This is a genomic window from Clostridium sp. UBA7791 (genome assembly GCF_002480755.1).
GTDB lineage: Bacteria > Bacillota > Clostridia > Clostridiales > Clostridiaceae > Clostridium_J > Clostridium_J sulfidigenes.
Genome location: NZ_DLCT01000005.1, coordinates 477401 through 498225, shown reverse-complemented (window position 1 = coordinate 498225; position 20825 = coordinate 477401). Strand labels below are relative to the sequence as shown.

General features: G+C 28.9%; 17 protein-coding genes, 5 tRNA genes and 2 other annotated features. Of the genes, 2 read left to right on the top strand and 20 right to left on the bottom strand.

Going from position 1 to position 20825, the window contains the following annotated elements; all coding sequences use genetic code 11:
- Positions 1–3: 3 nt before the first annotated feature.
- The 12 genes from B3Z56_RS07795 to ytxC form a co-directional block, all read right to left on the bottom strand.
- Complete coding sequence (locus B3Z56_RS07795; RefSeq protein WP_346848597.1) at positions 4–2139, bottom strand: radical SAM peptide maturase, CXXX-repeat target family; 2136 nt, start codon at positions 2137–2139, stop codon at positions 4–6.
- Between the two features lie 19 nt (positions 2140–2158).
- Positions 2159–3814, bottom strand: a complete 1656-nt coding sequence (locus B3Z56_RS07790; RefSeq protein ID WP_346848700.1) for an ABC transporter ATP-binding protein — start codon at positions 3812–3814, stop codon at positions 2159–2161.
- Positions 3815–4117: 303 nt separating this feature from the next.
- Positions 4118–5392, bottom strand: coding sequence for a helix-turn-helix transcriptional regulator (locus tag B3Z56_RS07785; RefSeq protein ID WP_346848596.1), 1275 nt, complete (start codon positions 5390–5392; stop codon positions 4118–4120).
- A gap of 220 nt (positions 5393–5612) precedes the next feature.
- A complete protein-coding gene (gene pheT / locus B3Z56_RS07780; RefSeq protein WP_346848595.1) occupies positions 5613–7991 on the bottom strand; it encodes a phenylalanine--tRNA ligase subunit beta in 2379 nt (792 codons plus the stop codon).
- Positions 7992–8009: 18 nt separating this feature from the next.
- On the bottom strand, positions 8010–9029 hold the full coding sequence (gene pheS, locus B3Z56_RS07775; RefSeq protein WP_035134359.1) for a phenylalanine--tRNA ligase subunit alpha: 1020 nt from the start codon (positions 9027–9029) through the stop codon (positions 8010–8012).
- A gap of 169 nt (positions 9030–9198) precedes the next feature.
- Positions 9199–9413, bottom strand: a binding site (T-box leader).
- Between the two features lie 103 nt (positions 9414–9516).
- The gene (locus B3Z56_RS07770; protein WP_346877765.1) at positions 9517–10308 is read right to left on the bottom strand and encodes an RNA methyltransferase; all 792 of its coding nucleotides are present in this window, start codon (positions 10306–10308) and stop codon (positions 9517–9519) included.
- Positions 10309–10320: 12 nt separating this feature from the next.
- Entirely contained in the window at positions 10321–10980 is a 660-nt protein-coding gene (locus B3Z56_RS07765) for a TrkA family potassium uptake protein (protein WP_346848593.1), read from the bottom strand.
- Positions 10981–10994: 14 nt separating this feature from the next.
- Complete coding sequence (locus tag B3Z56_RS07760) at positions 10995–12362, bottom strand: TrkH family potassium uptake protein (RefSeq protein WP_346848592.1); 1368 nt, start codon at positions 12360–12362, stop codon at positions 10995–10997.
- A gap of 258 nt (positions 12363–12620) precedes the next feature.
- Positions 12621–12974: a 50S ribosomal protein L20 gene (rplT, locus tag B3Z56_RS07755; protein ID WP_035135825.1), complete on the bottom strand. Its 354-nt coding sequence runs from the start codon at positions 12972–12974 to the stop codon at positions 12621–12623.
- 27 nt (positions 12975–13001) lie between these two features.
- Positions 13002–13199: a 50S ribosomal protein L35 gene (gene rpmI, locus B3Z56_RS07750; RefSeq protein ID WP_035135823.1), complete on the bottom strand. Its 198-nt coding sequence runs from the start codon at positions 13197–13199 to the stop codon at positions 13002–13004.
- 19 nt (positions 13200–13218) lie between these two features.
- A complete protein-coding gene (gene infC, locus B3Z56_RS07745; protein WP_346878550.1) occupies positions 13219–13746 on the bottom strand; it encodes a translation initiation factor IF-3 in 528 nt (175 codons plus the stop codon).
- A 33-nt stretch (positions 13747–13779) separates the two neighbouring features.
- Positions 13780–13891 (bottom strand) — a sequence feature (ribosomal protein L20 leader region).
- Between the two features lie 36 nt (positions 13892–13927).
- Positions 13928–14854 (bottom strand): putative sporulation protein YtxC, encoded by a 927-nt coding sequence (ytxC, locus tag B3Z56_RS07740; RefSeq protein WP_346848591.1) that lies wholly within the window; start codon positions 14852–14854, stop codon positions 13928–13930.
- 188 nt (positions 14855–15042) lie between these two features.
- Between ytxC and B3Z56_RS07735 the strand changes: the two genes are divergently transcribed.
- Entirely contained in the window at positions 15043–15750 is a 708-nt protein-coding gene (locus B3Z56_RS07735) for a DUF6873 family GME fold protein (protein ID WP_346848590.1), read from the top strand.
- 125 nt (positions 15751–15875) lie between these two features.
- Here the strand turns inward: B3Z56_RS07735 and B3Z56_RS07730 are convergent.
- The 8 genes from B3Z56_RS07730 to B3Z56_RS07695 all read right to left on the bottom strand — a co-directional run bounded on the left by B3Z56_RS07730 (position 15876) and on the right by B3Z56_RS07695 (position 18525).
- Positions 15876–15949 (bottom strand) — tRNA-Cys (locus B3Z56_RS07730).
- A 4-nt stretch (positions 15950–15953) separates the two neighbouring features.
- Positions 15954–16028: transfer RNA gene (locus tag B3Z56_RS07725), tRNA-Gly, on the bottom strand.
- Between the two features lie 7 nt (positions 16029–16035).
- Positions 16036–16111 (bottom strand) — tRNA-Phe (locus B3Z56_RS07720).
- Between the two features lie 22 nt (positions 16112–16133).
- Positions 16134–16210, bottom strand: a tRNA-Asp gene (locus tag B3Z56_RS07715).
- 3 nt (positions 16211–16213) lie between these two features.
- A tRNA-Val gene (locus tag B3Z56_RS07710) sits at positions 16214–16289 on the bottom strand.
- A 141-nt stretch (positions 16290–16430) separates the two neighbouring features.
- A complete protein-coding gene (gene hslO / locus B3Z56_RS07705; protein WP_346848589.1) occupies positions 16431–17312 on the bottom strand; it encodes an Hsp33 family molecular chaperone HslO in 882 nt (293 codons plus the stop codon).
- 4 nt (positions 17313–17316) lie between these two features.
- Positions 17317–18063: a class I SAM-dependent methyltransferase gene (locus B3Z56_RS07700; protein WP_346848588.1), complete on the bottom strand. Its 747-nt coding sequence runs from the start codon at positions 18061–18063 to the stop codon at positions 17317–17319.
- Between the two features lie 219 nt (positions 18064–18282).
- Entirely contained in the window at positions 18283–18525 is a 243-nt protein-coding gene (locus tag B3Z56_RS07695; RefSeq protein WP_346848587.1) for a small, acid-soluble spore protein, alpha/beta type, read from the bottom strand.
- A gap of 565 nt (positions 18526–19090) precedes the next feature.
- On the opposite strand from B3Z56_RS07695, the gene B3Z56_RS07690 reads away from it, so the two are divergent.
- Positions 19091–20776: a peptide ABC transporter substrate-binding protein gene (locus B3Z56_RS07690; protein WP_346848586.1), complete on the top strand. Its 1686-nt coding sequence runs from the start codon at positions 19091–19093 to the stop codon at positions 20774–20776.
- Positions 20777–20825 lie beyond the last annotated feature (49 nt).

Sequence of the window (20825 nt, the reverse complement as noted above, 5' to 3'; positions counted from 1 at the left end):
CTCTTACATAACCTTAAAATATTCTATAGGATCTTTGTACATATTACTCTTTATATAATTGGAAATATGTTTTATATTAATTAAATTATTATTAATTAGTAGTTGTTGAAGCATACAAGACTTTTCTTTTTCTAGATTTGATATTAAACATTGTATTCTAGGTGACATATTAATTTCTTCAGTCATTAACTCATTAATAAACTTACAGTTTTTACAATGATAGCTATCACACTTTCCACACATAATTAAATTTTTAGATTTAAACTCTTCATTAAGATTTTTTAAAATTCCATCCTCTATACTTCCCATGTACTTATTCTCGTCATTAAAATACGCTGCTGGACACATGTAAACTTTGCCATTAGGTGCTAATGCATAGGTATATACGCCTGAACTACATCTATTATGTTCTTGTAATTCAAAGATATCTGTTAACACATTTATATCTATCACTTCACTATTCTTATAGATTTCTACTATAATTTTTATTAGTTTATCTAATTCATGAGAATATTTCTCTACATCTTTTTCATTCCAGTATGGAATATCTTTTATAATTAAGTTGATTCGAGAATAGTTTTCTTTAATTTTTCCTATAAAATTTGATAGTTCATGTAACTTTTCTTTGTATACATTAACAATGCAAGCATCATTGTAATCTTCACCTATAAGTTCTTCTGACATATTCAATACAGATATTCCATTTATACCTTCTATATCACTTGTACCCTTCATAATAGTTAATGAGCTGTGTCCATCATATTTAAACTTATTGTTATTATCTTCAAGTATTACTGGCATAAAATTATTATCTTCGCAAAAACTCAGTCCCTTATTAAAAATTTCTTCACTCATCACATGATCTCCACCACTGTTTTCATATAGACAATGAGATGTAGCTTTATCGGATGTTATAAATAGCATATACTTTTCCGGTGTATTTATTTTCTTTCTTTCCTCTTCAATTTCTCTTCTTGGTGATTTCATACCTGTAACTTTTTCAAACTTATCCCAATAATATTCATTTGCTCTAACATTAGCCTTATGCATTTCACATATATACGTAGCTTTTTTATATATGGTTCCATAACAATCATAATTAAAGCCTGTACATCCTGTACATCCTGTAGCTACTTCACATTCTAAACATTTGTCTTCACTTTCCTTTAAAGTATTTAATTCCAAAAATGGCCTTACCTTATCTAAATCCATCCCTTTATTAATATCCCCTACTTTTCTACCTTTTCTATTATTCATAGAAAGGTCCAAAAATCTAACACATGGATAAAAGTTGCCATCACAATCTATTGCAAGCATTCTGCCTGCTCCACAGCTATTACTTTTAAGTTCATTTTCTAAAAGTGGAAATCCCTTATTAGGATCAAAGAATGACACAGTATATTTATCCCAAATCTTATTTTCTAATATATAATCTCCTAAAGCTTTGAGTTGTTCTTCAAATATAAGCGGATCTTCTTCATCCCAAACTTCTTCAAATACCACATTAGCAGCAACTTGTGATATTCCTAAATCCCATAGATTTATAATACTATCTTTTAAATATTTTATATCTCCATGGGCAAAAGTTGCCTTTGTAGCCGCTTCTGGAAATTGCTCTAACCATAAGGGTACATTTTTAACTACATCATCATATGATCCAGTTCCATCTAATTTTACTCTTTGTAAATCATGTTTTTCTTTATTTCCATCAACACTTAATCCAATAGATACATGCTTACGATTCTTTTTAATATATTCTTGCACTTTAGGGTGATCATATAATATACCATTACTTGAAAAACTTAATCTATATTTATTAAACCAAGGATGATTTAATTCATAAGTTCTTACTTTTATATAATCTGTTATTTTATCAATCAAATCCATTTCTAAGAAAGGCTCCCCACCTATGAAGTTCCAGATTACTCCAAGTTCATTAAAAGTTTTTCTATCTTCTAATATATAATCAATAGCCTTTTTAGCAGTTTCAAAGGACATTTTTTTTACATTGTTTTTTCCTGTCATATAGCAATATTTGCATCTAAGATTACATTCCTCAGTTACTGAAAATGTAATATCCTTTATTCTTCTGTCCCCCCATACTACAGGTAGTTTTCCCATTGAAATATTATTGTCCATAATTAATACTCCCCTTTTTCTAGTTTTCTCTTCCCTTTAAATATAAATTTTTATATAAAGACTCGTAACTCATTAACTCCTTATGTGATCCCGATTCAATTATTTGACCCTGATTTATAAGAAAAATACTTTTTGCATTAAATATACCTTTTAATCTATGCGTAATTACTATTACTATATGATCTATTGATATATAATTAATTAATTCATTTATAGATTCCTCTGTATCATTATCTAATGCGGATGTTATTTCATCTAAAAGTAATATTGATGTTCTTCTTAATAATGCCCTTGCTATGGCAATTCTTTGTTTCTGACCTACAGATAAACCAACTCCACCTTCTGAAACTACAGTATCATAATTATTAGGAAGACTCATTATAAATTTATGTATATTGCAAATAGAACATACATGTTCAATCTCATTCATATCACTACAAGAGTTTCCTAATAATAAATTGTCCTTAATTGATAAATTAAACAAATATGGTTCCTGTCTCACTACTGAAACATTATTTCGTAGTGAAACATCACTCATCTCTCTAATGTTAACTTCATTGATTAATATTTCTCCATCATAATTATCATAAAATCTTAATAACAAATTAAATATTGTACTTTTACCACTTCCACTTTCACCAACTATTACATATTTTCCAAATCCATTAAATGATACATTTAAATTACTGATAACATTTTTATCAGTATAGCTAAATGAAACATTCTTTAATTCAATCTTTTTTTCTTCTTTATGAATATCTTTATTACCAAATATATTCGTATTAAAATTTAAATTATTATTTAAATCATATATTCTTTTTAATGACACAATAAGTTTTTGAATAACAGCATTAACCTTAGTTAAGCTAGAAAGAGAGTTTGAAAACAAAATTGAGTATGATAAGAATGTTATGAATTCCTCAATACCAATTTTCCCTAAACTAATTAAAACTATTGCAATGAAAATAAATATTATCATATCTAGATAATTTACAGCTTGTACAAGCATATTACCTTTTATAGTTATATATTGGGACTTTATTGCTTGGTTAGTTGCTTTATCTAAAATTGATCCTAATCTATTCTCCATCTTATCTCTAATGCCTAAAGATACAATTTCTCTTATACCTGTAAAACACTGTGCCTCAACTCCATAGCATTGATCATTAAATTGTTTATAAAGTGAAATTTCCTTCTTAACTTTTTTTCCACTCCACTTAAAAATTCCTAAAGTTATAGGAAATGTTGCAGCAATTATTAAGAATAAATAGACATTTAAACTAATCATTGAAACGCCAATAAAAGTTACTACAAATAATGAATCTAGTAGTGATATAGAATAATTAGCAAATACATTTGATATATCTTCGATGTCGTTATTCATTCGTGATAATAATTCTCCTGTTTCTGTATTGTCGAATACCTGGATAGGAAAGTTAAGTATTTTAGAAAACAAATCACTTCTTATATCTTTACATACATTACAATCTACTTTAGTTAATATTCTAAATTTAAATGCTTCTGTCAATACTTGTCCTAAATATATAAATACTAATAGTAAAAGCATATTTATAGCTAAGTTATATTCAGATCGGAATAACAGGTTTATAATTTTAGCTTTTATTTTAGGTTCTATTGAAACTAGCAATGTAACTATAGTCATAAGAATAATCATCAAAGCTATTTTTCATGTATATGGTTTTACATAATTGAATGCCCATCTAATAACTTTTTTATCTTCTTTAGATAAAGTTTTCATATATACTCCTTTAGCTGATTTTCATTATACGTTCATAATTATTATATTTCTATAAACCATTAAAATCATTATTTTAATGATTTATAGTTTACTAACTCCTCATTACTAACACTAAATTGATAATTATATTTATTATTCTTTTAATAAATATCCCCTTTTACATTTATCAAAGTTAAAGTGCTAAATATAAATATTAAGAAAAACATACTAATAACTTCTTCATAATGTTCCATTCTTAATTTCTCTTATAGTATCTAATAAACTTTTATTTATATTTTTATTAGTTATCAATCCAACTAAAATATCATTAAGTAACTCTTTATGATTATCATACATATGTTTATTACGATTTAAAATTATTAAATATTGATTTGTATAATTTGAATTTAGTAACTCATCATGATAATCTTGTACTATATTTTCATATATCTTTGTTAGCCATAAAATATTATTATCATTAATACATAATTTGATCGCAGTATTATAATGTTTAACAGCAGCTTTAACATCAAATTTAATAAAATAGTTTTTTATTTTTATTAAGTATGCTATATATAAACTAGCATCCTCACTTTTAAGCCTATCGCCATTTATTTTATTTAAATAGAAGTTAGAACGCTCTTCATCTTCAACTAATTCATACAATGTAATTAAGTTAATTATTACACTTGAATTATCTGGAAACTCTTTGTGTAATTTTATATAACTATTTATAGACTTCTCTATATTACCAACTTCATAATTCACATTAGCTTCCAGTATGCTGCTATCTATAATAAGTTTTGACTCTACATATTCTAATTTTTTTATACTTTCTATATATTCTAACGAAACTTTATAATTATTAATCTCCTTATTAATCAAAGCTACCCCGTAATATACACGTGACTCAATATCTTGAATGTTCCTAATTTCATAATTACTCCTTTTATAAACTAGCTTAATTAATATTTCTGCTTCCGTATAACTTTTTAAGCCTAATGCCCAATTGCATAGGCATACATGATCCCACCCAATTTTATTTAAAATATCTATGTAGGAATATTCTTCCAAGCATCCTATATCTTTTGCTTTGGTATAGAAATCAAGAGATTTTTGAAATTCATTTTGATTTCCAAAAATTTCACCTTGTAGTTTATAATAATCCTGTAAAATATTTTTAAGATTATACTGTAAACATATAGTTTCAAAATTTTCTGTATCTATTTTTTCTTTTTTTCTTAGTTCAATCTCACATAAATATCTTGCATAATCTTCATCCTCCATTACTAATTCTTTAGGATATACATTTAAGCTAATATTTTTATGTTTAGCTATGTAATTTAAATGATTACTTATTATTTCAGCTGTTCTATAAGTTATTTTTCTTCTTTTGGTTTCTATAAATTTAATTTGTTGTAATGATAAACTCTCTGTTACCAATTCCTTTTGACTAATATTTAACATATTTCTATAATATTTCAATCTATTTGTAACCTTAAAATTGCTTATCATTTGTTCCTCCTTTATTTTAACATGATTTCATATAAAAAATAGTCTTTATACAAAATTATATATAATAATACATATATAACCATAATTGTACATTAATGAGTTTACAAATTCAACATTTATAGACTATATTTTGTTTAAAATTGTAAACTATTCACTTCATAGAAAACTCCATAAAAAAATAAGTAGATGTAAATTTACACCTACTTATTTTAATTAATAATTATCTTAATTCTGCACCTAGCTTATGCTCTAAGCTTCTTAAAATCTTATCATGGACCTTATTTACTTCAGTATCAGTTAAAGTTTTATCTGCATGTCTATAGGTTATAGCATAGGCTATACTCTTCTTACCTTCTGGAATTTGACTTCCTTTATAAACATCGAATAGCTTAGCACTTTCTAAGATGCCGCCACCTTGTTTTTTAATAGTGTCTTCTATCTCTTGTACTAGAACTCTATCATCTACTAAAACTGCAATATCTCTTGTTACTGCTGGGAATTTAGGAAGTGCTTTATGTTTTTTGTCTATCTTAGCACATTCCATTAATATATCTAAATTTAATTCAGCAACAAAACATCTTGTATCTATACCATAATTTTCACTTACATCTGGATGAATTTCACCTAAAACTCCAGAAATTTTATTTCTAAGTTTTAATGCAGCAGTTTTTCCTGGATGGAAGCTAGGATTCTCACTTTCTCTAATAAAAATTCCATTATCTATTCCTAAAGCATTTAGTACATTTTCTACCACACCTTTAAGTTCTAAATAATCTCCCGCTCCATACATTCCTAAGGTTAAAATATTTCTTTCTTCTGGCAACTTCTCTTCATCAGTATTTTTTATATATACTTTACCTATTTCAAAAAGCATTGCACTTTCATTACTCTTTACATAGTTTCTAGCTAAAGATTCCATCATTGATGCAAGAGTAGTAGTTCTCATAACCTTGAAATCTTCTCCTAGAGGATTTCTAATTTCAACTACATTTCTAAGTTCACTATCTTGTGGAATTAAAAGTTTATCAAAAATTTTATTGCTTACAAAGGAATAACTTATAGATTGATTTATTCCACTGGCTACTAAAGCTTCTATTATTTTATCTTCTAGCTTATGCTTATCTGATTTTCCAGACTTTATAGCCTCACAATGAGGAAGGGTAGATTCAAAATTATTATATCCATGAATTCTAGCAATTTCCTCTGCTATCTCCTCTTTTATATTTAGATCACTTCTAAATGTTGGACAATTAACAACTAAAACATCACCTTTAATTTCAGTATTTAAATCTAATCCATCTAAATATCTTTTCATATCTTCTTTTGATATATTACTACCTAAGAATCTATTAACCCAGTTACTATCTACTTCTAAGGTATGAGGTTCTATAACTTCATTATATATATCTATAACCCCAGTCATAACCTTACCTGCACCTAATTCTTCCACTAGGGCACATACTCTATCAATAGCTAACTTACATAGGTTTGGATCTAAATCCTTCTCAAATTTAGTTGAAGCTTCTGTTCTAAGTCCTAACTTTTTAGATGTATTTCTTATATTAAGACCATTAAAATTTGCACTTTCTAGGACTATCATAGAAGTATCTTCTTTAACCTCTGAGTTTAATCCTCCCATAACTCCTGCAAGTCCTATAGTTTTATCCCCATCCTTTATACAAAGCATAGAGCTATCTATAGTTCTTTCCTCTTCGTCTAAAGTAACAAATTTTTCTCCATCTTTTCCAGTATCAACTACTATAGTATTAGATACTATATCTCTAGCATCAAAGGCATGTAATGGTTGACCTAACTCTAACATAACAAAGTTTGTTATATCTACAATATTATTAATAGGTCTTACATCAGCTTCTAATAATCTCTCTTGCATCCACTGTGGTGATGGTTCTATCTTTATATTGCTAATTCCTTTAGCCATATATCTTCTACATAGTGGACTCTTAATTTCTACTTTATAACTATCAGTTATATTAGTTTTATCTTCTTCACTATATTTAAGATTTGGCATTTTATAAGTTAACCCTAGAGTCGCTGCTGTTTCTCTTGCCATTCCAATTATACTAAAGCAATCTGCTCTATTAGAAGTTATTTCAAAGTCAATAATAGCACTTTCAAGAGGTATTACAGACTTGATATCTACTCCAATAGATGTATCTTTAGGTAATATCATAAGTCCATGTACTGGCTCATCTCCAGCAATTCCAAGCTCTTCTTCTGAGCAGAACATACCGTTTGATACTACTCCTCTTAATTTACCTTTTTTTATTTTAAGTCCGCCATGCAGCGTTGCTCCGTGTAGTGCTACTGGAATAATATCCTGCTCCTTCATATTTGTAGCAGCAGTTACTATTTGTATTTCTTCCTCTTTGTTAATATCCACTGCACATACAACTAGTTTTTCTGCATCTGGATGTCTTTCTATCTTTGTTATCTTTCCTGTAACTACATTAGAAATTTCATCTCCTGTAAGTATAACCTCTTCAACATGAGACCCTGAAAGATTTAATGCATCTGCAAGTTCTACAGGGGAAACATTTATATCAACATAGTCTTTTAACCATTTAACTGGATACTTCATAATCTTCCTCCTTATATATTAAAACTGATTTAAAAATCTCATATCACTTTCATATAATAATCTAATATCTTCAATACCGTATTTTAACATTACAATTCTATCTAATCCAAATCCGAAAGCAAAACCGCTATATTTTTCTGGATCAATTCCGCAATTTCTAAGTACTTGTGGATGCACCATACCACAGCCTACAATTTCTATCCATCCACTACCTTTACAAACTTTACATCCCTTACCTCCGCATACAAAGCAAGTTGCATCCATCTCTGCTGATGGTTCTGTAAATGGGAAGTGGTGCGGTCTAAATTTAACTTTCATGTCATCTCCAAACATCTTTTGGATAAACATTTCTAGTGTTCCCTTTAAGTCTCCAAAGGTAATATTTTCTGCCACTACTAATCCCTCAATTTGATAGAATATTGGTGAGTGAGTTGCATCTACAGCATCTGAACGATATACCTTTCCTGGTGCAATCATCTTTATTGGTGGCTTTTGATTTTCCATAGTTCTTATCTGGATTGGAGATGTCTGAGTTCTTAATACTATATTATCATTTATGTAGAAAGTATCTTGTTCTCCTCTCGCTGGATGATCCTTGGGTATATTTAAAGCTTCAAAATTGTAATGATCAAACTCTACTTCTGGTCCTTCTTCTATAGAAAAACCCATAGATAAAAATATATCATTTACTTGATCAAGAGTTAAACTTAATGGATGTTTTTTCCCCATAGTTTGTTTCTTTCCTGGCATAGAAATGTCTATTACTTCACTATTTAATTTTTCAGTCTTTTCTGCACTTCTAATAGCTACTACCTTTGTATCAATGGCACTTTCTATTTCTTCTCTTACTTCATTAGCAATTTTACCTACCACCGGTCTTTCTTCTGCTGATAGTTTTCCCATACCTCTTAAGATTGCAGTAAGCTCTCCTTTTTTCCCTAGATACTTTACTCTAATATTTTCAAGTTCAGCTTTATCTGTTACTTGACTTAGTTGTTCTAGGGCAATTTTTTTAATTTGTTCTAATTGTTCTTTCATATTCTAAGCTCCTTTCTAAAATTCATGAGTTCATTTAAAATTATGGATTAAAACTTTCTTTGGAAAAAATTTCCACTTCATAATTAATGAAATTTCTACTTAATTCAAGTATAAATAATAGTTTCTGAAATTAAGTTTTTGCTTTATAGACATAAAAAAACCGTCCCTAAAAAGGGACGGAAAATCCGCGGTACCACCCTAATTGAGTTTTATTAAAACTCCTCTTAGTAAATCTATCGACCATAGCCGCTAATTACTACTATTACTTCATAATTAGTACTCAGAAGTGAACTTCGATATAATCCTATAAGAACAGCTTTCAGTCTTTGGCTCTTCATCCCTTATATAAAAATATATATCTACTCTCTTCGTCATTGTATAAATATTTTATTTTACTAAACCAGTTTGGATACTATTTCACTTAAATAACATTTAAATCCTAACTTGATAGAAACATTATACATATAATATATAAAAATTTCAAGTATTAATACTTTTTATTTAACTTTTGTCTTACACCTTCATATATCATAATAGATGCAGCTATAGCAACATTTAAGGATTCTGTATTTCCTAGCATAGGAATTTTAACCTTAAAGGTAGCTAAATTCATAACTTCATCACTAATGCCATTACCTTCATTACCTACAGCTATTATTGCATTATCTACTAGATTAACTTCATAAAAGTTTTTTTCTGTGTCAAGGGAACTACATACTAAATTATACCCTTCACTAATTAATCTTTTTGTGAAAACTAAATTTTCATCATGGATTATAGGAATATTAAATATGGAACCCATAGTAGCTCTTAAGGTTTTTTCATTGTATAAGTCTACTGTATCTTTACTTAAAATAACTCCCCTACAACCAGCACTATGAGCTGTTCTTATTATAGTTCCTAAATTGCCTGGATCTTGTATCTTGTCAGCTAAAATATACAGTCCTTCTTCTTTATTAAAATTTTCCTCTTTCATTTGAAGTACAGCTAAAACTCCTTGAGAATTTTCTGTACCTGAAATATTTTTAAATAGACTGTCATTTATAATAAATAATTTTTCTTCATATTTATTAATATAAAAAGAAAATTTTTCTTTAAATTTATCAACTGAGCTTTCCTTTATAAAAAGTTTATCTATAATAAAATCTGATTTAAAACCTTCTTCTAGAAATCTAAATCCTTCTACAATAAACTTCTTATTTTCAACTCTATATTTTTTTTCTTTTAATTTTTTAATTTCTTTTAATGTATTATTATCCTTACTTTTTATAACCTGCACTTATAAATCTCCTTATCTAACTAAACTTTCAATTCCGTTTAGCTCAGCAGTTCCTCCTATGGCTACTATTATATCGCCTTCCTGTATAACCTCATCTGCAGATGGAGATACCTCTATGTTATCATCTCTTTTAATAGCTACCACATTTACACTGTACCTCACTCTTAAATCTAGCTCTTTTAGAGAGTGACCTTCCCATTCCTTTGGGGTAACAATTTCTGCAATGCTAAAGTCTGGTGATAACTCTATATAATCAAGTATGTTAGAAGAACAAAGGTTATGAGCAACTCTAATTCCCATATCTCTCTCTGGGAATATAACTCTATTGGCACCTATTTTATATAAAACTTTTGCATGCAATGCATTATTAGCCTTAGTTATAATATGCTTAACATTCATTTCTTTAACTAAAAGAGTAGATAGAATATTAGCTTGAATATCAGAACCAATACTAATTATAGCCACATCAAAATTACCAATTCCAAGGGCTCTTAGGCTAACCTCATCATTTGCATCTACTTGAACAGCATGAGTAACTCTTTCTGCAATGTTTTGAACAGCTTCTTCATCTATATCTACAGCTAATACATCATTACCAAGTGCATATAAAGTCTCTGCTACTGAAGTTCCAAATCTACCTAAACCAATAACTATAAATTGTTTTTTACTCATTAATATATCCCCCTTTATCCAACTAAGATTTTATCTTCTGGATACTTAATAGAATTTCCTCTTTTACTTTTTCTTATAGAAATTGCTACAACTAATGTAAGTGGCCCAACTCTACCCGCATACATAGTTAGTGCTACTATAGCCTTGCCTATAGCAGTAAGCTCTTGAGTTAATCCTAATGTTAACCCAACAGTTCCAAAGGCTGAAGTAGCTTCAAATAAATAATGTTCAAACGGAGCACCTGATGCTCTTTCTGTAATAGATAATAATATGGTTGTAGTAAACACTAACGCCAGTGCTATTACTACTACTGCTAAAGCCTTATATACAGTTTCTTTATTTATTTTTCTTTTAAATAACTCTGTATCTTCTCTTCCATTTATAACTGATAGTATTGTCATAAAAAGCACGCCCGCGGTAGAAGTTTTTATTCCCCCAGCCGTTGATCCTGGTGAACCACCAATAAACATCAACATTATGGATAAAAATGTAGATGCCATAGTCATCTTTGTCAAATCTATAGAATTAAATCCTGCTGTTCTTGGTGAAACCGATGCAAAGAATGCTGACAGCACTTTTTCTTTAATCCCCATAGGTTTTAAAGTATCTGGATTAGAAAGTTCAAATACAAGAAACATTATAAATCCAAACAAAATCAATCCTGCACTTACAGCTATTACTAGTTTAGTCTGAAGTGTTAATCTTTTAGTACGTTTATAATTAAATATATCATTCCATGCATAGAAACCTAGTCCACCAATTACTATTAAAGAAGATATAGTAAGTATTATCAAAGCATTATCACTATAGGCAGTTAAGCTACCGTAATTTCCCATAAGATCAAATCCAGCATTACAAAATGCAGAAACTGCATGAAATATACTATAATATATACCTTTAATAATTCCAAACTCAGGTATAAATTCAAAGGAAAGCAGTAAAGCTCCTATAAATTCTATTGAAAAAGTAAAAACTAATATATATCTAGCTAATTTTACTATTCCCTGAAGAGATGTTGAATTTAATGATTCCCTTATAATTAATCTTTCTTTTAAAGTTATTTTTTTACCAATAATTAATGATAAAAGTGTAGCAAAAGACATAAATCCAAGACCACCAATTTGTATTAAAATAAGTATTACTGTTTTTCCAAAATAACTCCAATAAGTACCAGTATCTACAGTAACTAATCCTGTCACACAAACTGCAGAAGTTGATGTGAAAATACAATCTATAAATGGAGTTCCTACACCTTTTATAGTAGCAATAGGTAAGCTTAATAATAGGGCACCTGTAAATATTATAGTTGCAAATCCCATAGCTATTATTTGAACTGGAGTAAAGTTTTTACGCCTTAGAACATCCCTTAATCTTAACTGCATAAATAACACCTCAAACTTTTAAAAAAATTTATCACGATTATATATTTATATATAGTTTCCCCATTTCCTTATTAAAATATATATAGTATAAAAATGTAGCCATGGCTACATTTCTATACTATATATATCCATTTATTTATTATCTTTATTTCTTATATAAAAATAATAAATAATTATGTACATTAAAATTTAGTCTAACAAAATCCAGAGACATGACATAGTCATCCTCTGGCTTTTATTTTTTATATTTAATTAATCTTATAGATGCTTCTTAGCAACTTCTACTAATTCAGCAAATGCTTTTGGATCGTTGATTGCTATTTCAGAAAGCATTTTTCTGTTTATTTCAACTCCAGCAAGCTTCATTCCATTCATGAATTTTGAATAAGAAAGATCATTCATTCTAGCAGCTGCATTTATTCTAGCTATCCATAGTTTTCTGAAATCTCTTTTCTTTAATTTTCTTCCAACATAAGCATTTCTTAATGCTCTTATTACTGATTCATTAGCTGTTTTAAATAACTTGCTTTTTCCACCGTAGTATCCTTTTGCAAGTTTTAATACTTTTTTATGTTTTTTACGACTATTCATCGCTCTTTTTACTCTTGCCATTATATTTACCTCCTAGATAACTTCCTACTATAAGTATGGTAGTAATTTCTTCATTATTTTTTCTTGAGTAGTTGAAACGTATCCTGTTTTTCTAAGATTTCTCTTAGTCTTTCTGCTCTTCTTAGTTAATATATGGCGTCTAAAAGCTTTAGATCTTTTTAACTTACCTGTTCCTGTCTTTTTAAATCTCTTTGCTGCACCTCTATGTGTTTTCATTTTTGGCATTGTAAAGTCCTCCTCTCGGTTATGCTCTTTTTGGAGCTAATATCATTATCATATTTCTTCCTTCTTGTCTAGCTGGCTTTTCAATAACATAAACATCGCCTAATTTTTCTACAAAAAGGTTTAATATCTTGTGTCCTACTTGCGAGTTTTCAATTTCTCTTCCTCTAAATCTCACAGTAACTTTAACTTTGTCTTCATCTAATAAGAACTTTCTAGCATTATTAGCTTTTATCTCAATATCGTGATCTTCTATGCTAGCACTTAGTCTAATCTCTTTAAGAGTAGTGATTTTTTGTTTCTTTTTAGCTTCTTTTTCCTTCTTTTGTTGCTCATAAACAAACTTACCAAAATCCATGATTTTGCATACCATAGGTTTTGCATTTGGAGATACTACAACTAAATCTAATTCCTTTTGTAATGCAATTTCTAATGCTTCTTTTGTAGAAATTACTCCTAGTGCTTCCCCTTCTGAGTTAATAACTCTAACTTCTTTGTCTCTTATCTCTTCATTCATCATGAAATCTTTATTTTTACTGATAACATTCACCTCCGGCTTTTAAACCACATATTTTTATCTTATATAAAATAAAAAGGACAGCAAAAGCCGTCCTGTTATTACAATCATTGTAAACCAAAATTTTACCTTACTAGCAGTACTGTAAGGTGAGAAACGGCAGTTTCTACTTGTTAATTAGTTATTTACTTTTTCACTAACATAGTTAATCTTACTACACCTTTATATTATTGTCAATAGGCATTTCTATAATTTCTTTAAACATTAAACATTCATTACAACCACTACAATGATAAATTCTATTCTCAAAAACTTTCTCTAGAGTATTAATTAGCTCCTTATTTTTACATCTATTAGCAGAATGTATTACTATTTTTTTCGGGCACATAGTTATTAGTCCACTTATAACTAAATCATCTTGACTAACGTCTACTATATTTTTATTTTCGCAAATTTCATTCAAAAGGGTTTCCATAATATTATTTCCAAATTCATCTCTGAGTATATATGAATCTCCTCTTTTTCCAATATACAAATCTACCTTTTCAGCCTTACTTTCTTGTATCTCAACAAAATACTTTAAAAGACTAATAAATTCATTATACTCCTTTTCTATCATATAACTTTCTACCACTTTTTCTATTATCGCATATATCTGTGGCATTAATTCCTTGGATCTAAAGTCCATAAACCCTTTAATATTTAATACGTTACCTTCTTCTATACAATTAATAATTCTATCTAAAATACTATTTTTCTTATTCATATAATATATCACAGTATCATCTATAGGTACTTCTTCTTTTAAAATTTTATATATATCCTTTTTTACAATACTTATATCGTTATAGTTAAGAAAATTATATGTTTCATTCAGATGTTTATTAACCCTTTTTTCTAAAAATTCATTAATAATTACACCATATAAAATATTAGCTGTATAATAGTTAAATAATTTCTTAACTTCATCCTCAGTGTAATCACCATCTTCCCAATATATATGTATACATTCATCTAATTCATCATTTTCAATTTTCAAATTTATACTTTTCTTTTTTTCTCTTAAATACTCACTCATACTCTTAACTTGATTTAATACATAATCCTTATAACTATTATTTACAATGGTCAACAGTAGCATTCAATCACCCCACTTCATGTTAAGAATTTTATAGATACAGAACTTTACTTTAATATATTATGTATATTATGTGTTTTTATTTTTTACTATATACAATTTATTAAATCCAATTTATTCTACAAATAATATAATATATATGATATATTATTTTTAAGTTAGTAACAACTAACCTTAAGGTGGTGATATTTTTGAAATATGCTTTTGTAGACTTTAGAATTTCTTTTGAGGAATTATTTGCTTTAGAAAATTTAAATTGTAAAGTTATCCTTTGCGAACCATGCAATTCATTATATCCAGCTATATGTGGTCATCCTGATATTCTTATGCATTTCATTGACAATAATAATGCCATCATTCATAAGGATGCATCTTCTACCTTTGAAGAAACTCTAAAATCTCTAAATCTAACAGTATTGAGAAGCACTAGCACTTTAACTGATAAATATCCTAATGATATTATCCTTAATGCTGTAAATACTCCTGATTTTTTTATGCATAATATAAGGTATACTGATAAAACTTTATTAGAAAATATTAATCATAAGACATTAATAAATATAAATCAAGGTTATACTAAATGCTCTACTGTAGTATTATCTAATAAGGCCTTTATAACTTCTGATATATGCATTTACAAAGAATTAAATAACTGTGGATATGATGTACTCTTAATTCCACCAGGTGACATTCTTTTACCTCATTTGAATTATGGCTTTATTGGAGGAACTTGTGGTATGGTAGATTCTAAAACTATAGTTTTTTATGGAGACCTAGATTTATATCCTCACGGGAATTTAATAAAAAGATTTTTAGATAAGCATGGCATAACACCTATTTCTTTAGCCAACTCTCAATTAATTGATAGAGGTAGTATATACTTTTTAGATATTCAGTAACTCATCTATACAAAATACTACAATATGAATTTTTAATACTTAATTTTAATGCCTCTCTCTAAGAAGCACATTTATATAATGCACAAAAAAAATAAAAAAGCAAGTAAATAAATTACTTGCTTTTTTGGAGGCGCCACCCAGATTTGAACTGGGGATAAAGGCTTTGCAGGCCTCTGCCTTACCACTTGGCTATAGCGCCATATTGGAGCGGAAGACGAGATTCGAACTCGCGACGTTCACCTTGGCAAGGTGACGCTCTACCACTGAGCCACTCCCGCGTAATAATGGTGGCTCGAGCAGGAATCGAACCAGCGACACGAGGATTTTCAGTCCTCTGCTCTACCGACTGAGCTATCGAGCCAGACACAAATTTTAGAATTTATTGGCGACCCAGAAGGGACTCGAACCCTCGACCTCCGGCGTGACAGGCCGGCACTCTAACCAACTGAGCCACTGGGCCATATGGTGGTCGCAACAGGGATCGAACCTGTGACCCCCTGCTTGTAAGGCAGGTGCTCTCCCAGCTGAGCTATGCGACCAAAATTTAAATTTGTGACACCATTATTAAAAATAATCTTTGCTAAGCTTAAAAATCAATAAATCTTCCAAGTCTTAACAAAGACTATTATATTAAATTTTTAGTTTATTGTCAATATGGTTTTTAGAATTTATTATAGAAATTAGTCAATAGCTTCTAATATTTTTTTAATATCTTCTGGTTTAAAATTATAGGTTTTATTACAGAAATGGCACAATATTTCTTCTGTCTTGCCCTCATCATATATCTCTTGTAAATCATCTTTACCAATACTAATCAGTACTCTTTCAACTCTTTCTCTTGAACAGTCGCATTTATACGCTGGTACTAAAGCATCATATATTTTCAAATCCATATCTTCAAATATAAATTCTAATATTTCTTCTATAGTCATTCCCTTCTCTATCATAGCTGTTACTGATGGAACTTCTTCCAATCTATAAGTTATAATATCTGCTAAGAATTCTGATGCACCTGGCATCATTTGTATAATAAATCCCCCAGCAGCTTTTATAGATAAATCCGTATCTACCAATACTCCTAAAGCAACAGCAGATGGTGTTTGCTCAGATACCGTAAAGTAATACGCTATATCATCGCCTACTTCTCCTGTATATATAGGCACTTGACCTACATAAGGTTCTTTAAGCCCCATATCCTTAATTACTTTTAGATATCCATTTTTACCTATAGCACCACCAACTTCTAATTTACCTTTTTCATTTAAAGGTAAATCCACTTTTGGGTTTCCTATATATCCTTTAACACTTCCATCATGATGGGCAGTAACAGTAACACCTTTTGCTTCTCCACCACCATCTATTTGAATAGTTAAACTATCAGTATCATTTTTTAGCATAGCACCCATTAAAACCCCACCAGTTAACATTCTCCCTACTGCTGCTGAAGCTGTTGGCATACATTCATGAGTTTTAGTTGCTTCATTCACTAATTCAGTAGTAATAGCTGCAATTATTCTTACTTGACCATCCTTTGCAGTGGCTCTAATTAATTTATCTTTCATTACTCTAACATCCTTTCTTACTCAAAACATAGGTTATTCTTTGTGTATTCTCGCCTATGGCAACTTCTTCATAGCAATTAAGTTTTTTTTCTATGACAAGGTTTGCTTCTTTTATAAATTTTTCTATTTTACTCTCACTATAGGCTCTCTCTCTGTGATGTTCATCAAATCTATGATACACTTGTCCTTCTTTAACAAAAAAGGTTAAGTACATATCAACAATATCCTCTTGTAATTGATTTTCCCAAATATATACCACATCTTCTCTGTCATAGTTAAAGCTATTATTTCCTAATATATTTTTTATTTTGTACTCTGTATTAATGTCAAAAATAAAAACGCCATCATCCTTTAAGTGTTTATTAACTGACACAAAATATAATTGAAGTTTTTCATCCTCAATTATATAATTAGTAGAATCCAATCCACAGGTTATCAGATCAAACTGCTTTTTAAGATTAAAAGTACATATATCTTGGCACATAACCTTAGCTTTAATTCCTTCTGCCTTTAATTTTTCATCAGCAATAGATAACATATACTCTGATAAATCTATAGCCGTTGTAAATATGAAGTTTTTCCCAATTAACTTGGTAAAATTCCCTGTACCACAAGCTAAATCTAAATACTCTCTTCTTCCAACATTATATTCCTTGCAAATCTCAATAATTTTATCTGCCCAACCTCTATAATTGATATCTTCATTAATAAGTTCATCGTATATATCAGCAAAATCATTATAACAGTCCATAGGTTCACCATCTTTTCTATATAATCACCTATTTATTTTACATTACTTTTTTTATTTTGTCTAAGAATTCTTCCATGACCATGTAACAAATCTCATATCTATATGTTTATTCATGAACTAAGCTATAATTATATCTCTTCACTAAATTAATATAATTTATCTTAATTATTCTAACAAAGTCTTAGTTAAACTTGATTATTATTAGTATATTATATAAAACTAAAAAAACTCATCATTCTTGGGAATATTTAGACCCTTCTTCTTTTTGGTCATCATACCTCCAATTCTCCCCGTTTCTTCTGCAGTTAAACTACTCCATCCAAATTCATTTACTTTTTCAGCCAAACCTAATTCTTCTACTATATCATATTTTATTTGCTCTCTTAAAGCCTCCTGTGGAGTTAATTCTTTATTAGCTTTTAATTTAGATTTTATTACTTTTTTTATAGGAGTCTTACCCACAAGCTTCCACCTCCGCGTTATTAAAATATAGTTTTAATGTAATAACTATATTTTCTACCATAGACTTTTTTTTATTCATTTCCTTTATAAATTCTACATTAGTTATTCATCCATCCCCTATGTATTATCAAAATAAATAATTAATCTCATTACATATTTTCACTTAAATAAATATATTTACATATAGTAGTTTTTTATGTATAATTATATATTATAACAATTAAATCTAATTATTATTTTAATATGAAATATTCACTATATTATTTCATATAATTTCATATGAATTAATATTTTTTTCAATATCATTAATTATCTATCATCATTATTGTGAACTCTATTTCATTTTTCACTTATTAGCTTCACAAACTTTTATATTTGTGAAATATATATTTATAACTTTACCAAACCTTATTCAAATTAAATATAACCATTTTTAGTTTAACTTACATTACTTTTGCAAAATTTTTAATAATATCTCATCTTCGTTGATATGACATAATTCTTTAATTAGAGAATTATATTAGCATTGCTAATATTTTCATATTATAAATAGGGGGAAATATTTATGAAAAGCAAAAATATCTTAGCTTGTATTCTTACTTTATCCATAGCATCAACTATAATACTTGGATGTGGTAGATCAAGCAGTTCAGAGAACTCCGAGAAAACTAAAGAAGGCACTATTGATGAAAATCAATATATTAATGTACTGTTAGGTGCAGAGCCACAAAGTCTAGACCCTTCAAAAACTTATGATGTCTATTCATCATACATCCATACTAATACTATGGAGGCTTTAACTAGATTAGGCGTAGATGAAGATGGTAATGACTTAGTTAAAGAAGGAATATCTAATAAATGGACTCAATCCGAAAATGGCTTAACTTGGACATTTAAATTGAGAGATGCTAAATGGAGTGATGGGCAACCTGTTACTGCAGATCAGTTTGTGTATGGTATCACTAGAACATTAGATCCAAATGTTGCTTCTCCAATGGGATATTTGCTTTATCCAATAAAAAATGCCGCTAAATTCAATGCTGGTAAAGCAAAAGCTGAAGAAGTTGGTGTAAAAGCCATCGATGATCACACTTTAGAAATCACATTAGAATCACCTTGTGCATATTTCTTAAACATGACTTACTTGAAAATAATGGAACCTCAAAGAAAAGACTTAATAGAAAAACATGCAGATAAATATGGCTCAGATGCAGACACTTTAATCTTCACTGGTCCATTTAAAATCTCTGAATGGGTACACAACAACAAAATTGAATTAGTAAAAAACCCCGAATATTGGGATGCTGAAAATGTAAAACTTGATAAAGCTACAATGAAAATAATTAAGGAAGAATCTGCTAGAATGAATGAAATATTTAATGGTTCTTTAGATTTAGCTAATGTAAGTTCCAAGGATTGGATTAACAAATTAAATGAAACCGGAAATTTTACAGTCAAAAAAGGTTACGATACTTCAATATGCTATAATTTTTTTAACCAAGAAAACAGATACTTCAAAAATGCAAAAATAAGAAAAGCTTTTCTCATAGCTGAAGACCGTGAAGGTGCAGTTTCAGCATTGTATAGAAACTTAGCAGAACCTTGTACAGCTTGGGTTCCACCATCAGTTAAAGTAGGTGAGGAAGAGTTTAGAAGTGCTACTGATTTTAATCCGGTAACCGAGCTAATAAAAGAAAATCCAGACCCTAAAAAATTACTTATAGAGGGTTTAAAGGAAGAAGGTTTAGATCCAGATCCTTCAAAGCATACTATTAAACTTCTTCAATCTGGCACTAGTTCTTACAGTAAAGAAATGGCAGAATTTTCTCAGGAGAATTATAATAAAACATTAGGAGTTAACATTGATGTAGATTATGTGGAATGGGCAATTTTCTGCGATAGGACAGATAACATGGATTATGAATTAGCAGGAATGTCAGTTACTGCCGATTATAATGATCCACTAACTTATTTTGATATGTTCCTTCATGATACTGCTTCCGTTAAAACTGGATGGAAGAACGATAAATATGAAGAGTTAATACAAAAAGCTAGAACCACTTCAGATCAAGAAGCAAGAAAGAAGTTATTCCAAGAAGCAGAAAAAATTTTTATTTATGAAGATGCAGTGTGTAGTCCAACTACGTGGAGATTTAAAAATACTTATATTTATAATTATGTTAAAAATTATACTTCTCCAACCTTTGGATCTTTAGATTTAAAAGAAGTGTATACAGAAGGTAGACCATAATATAGAATTATAAAATAAAACTGTGTTTATATTACTTAAAGAACCTAAT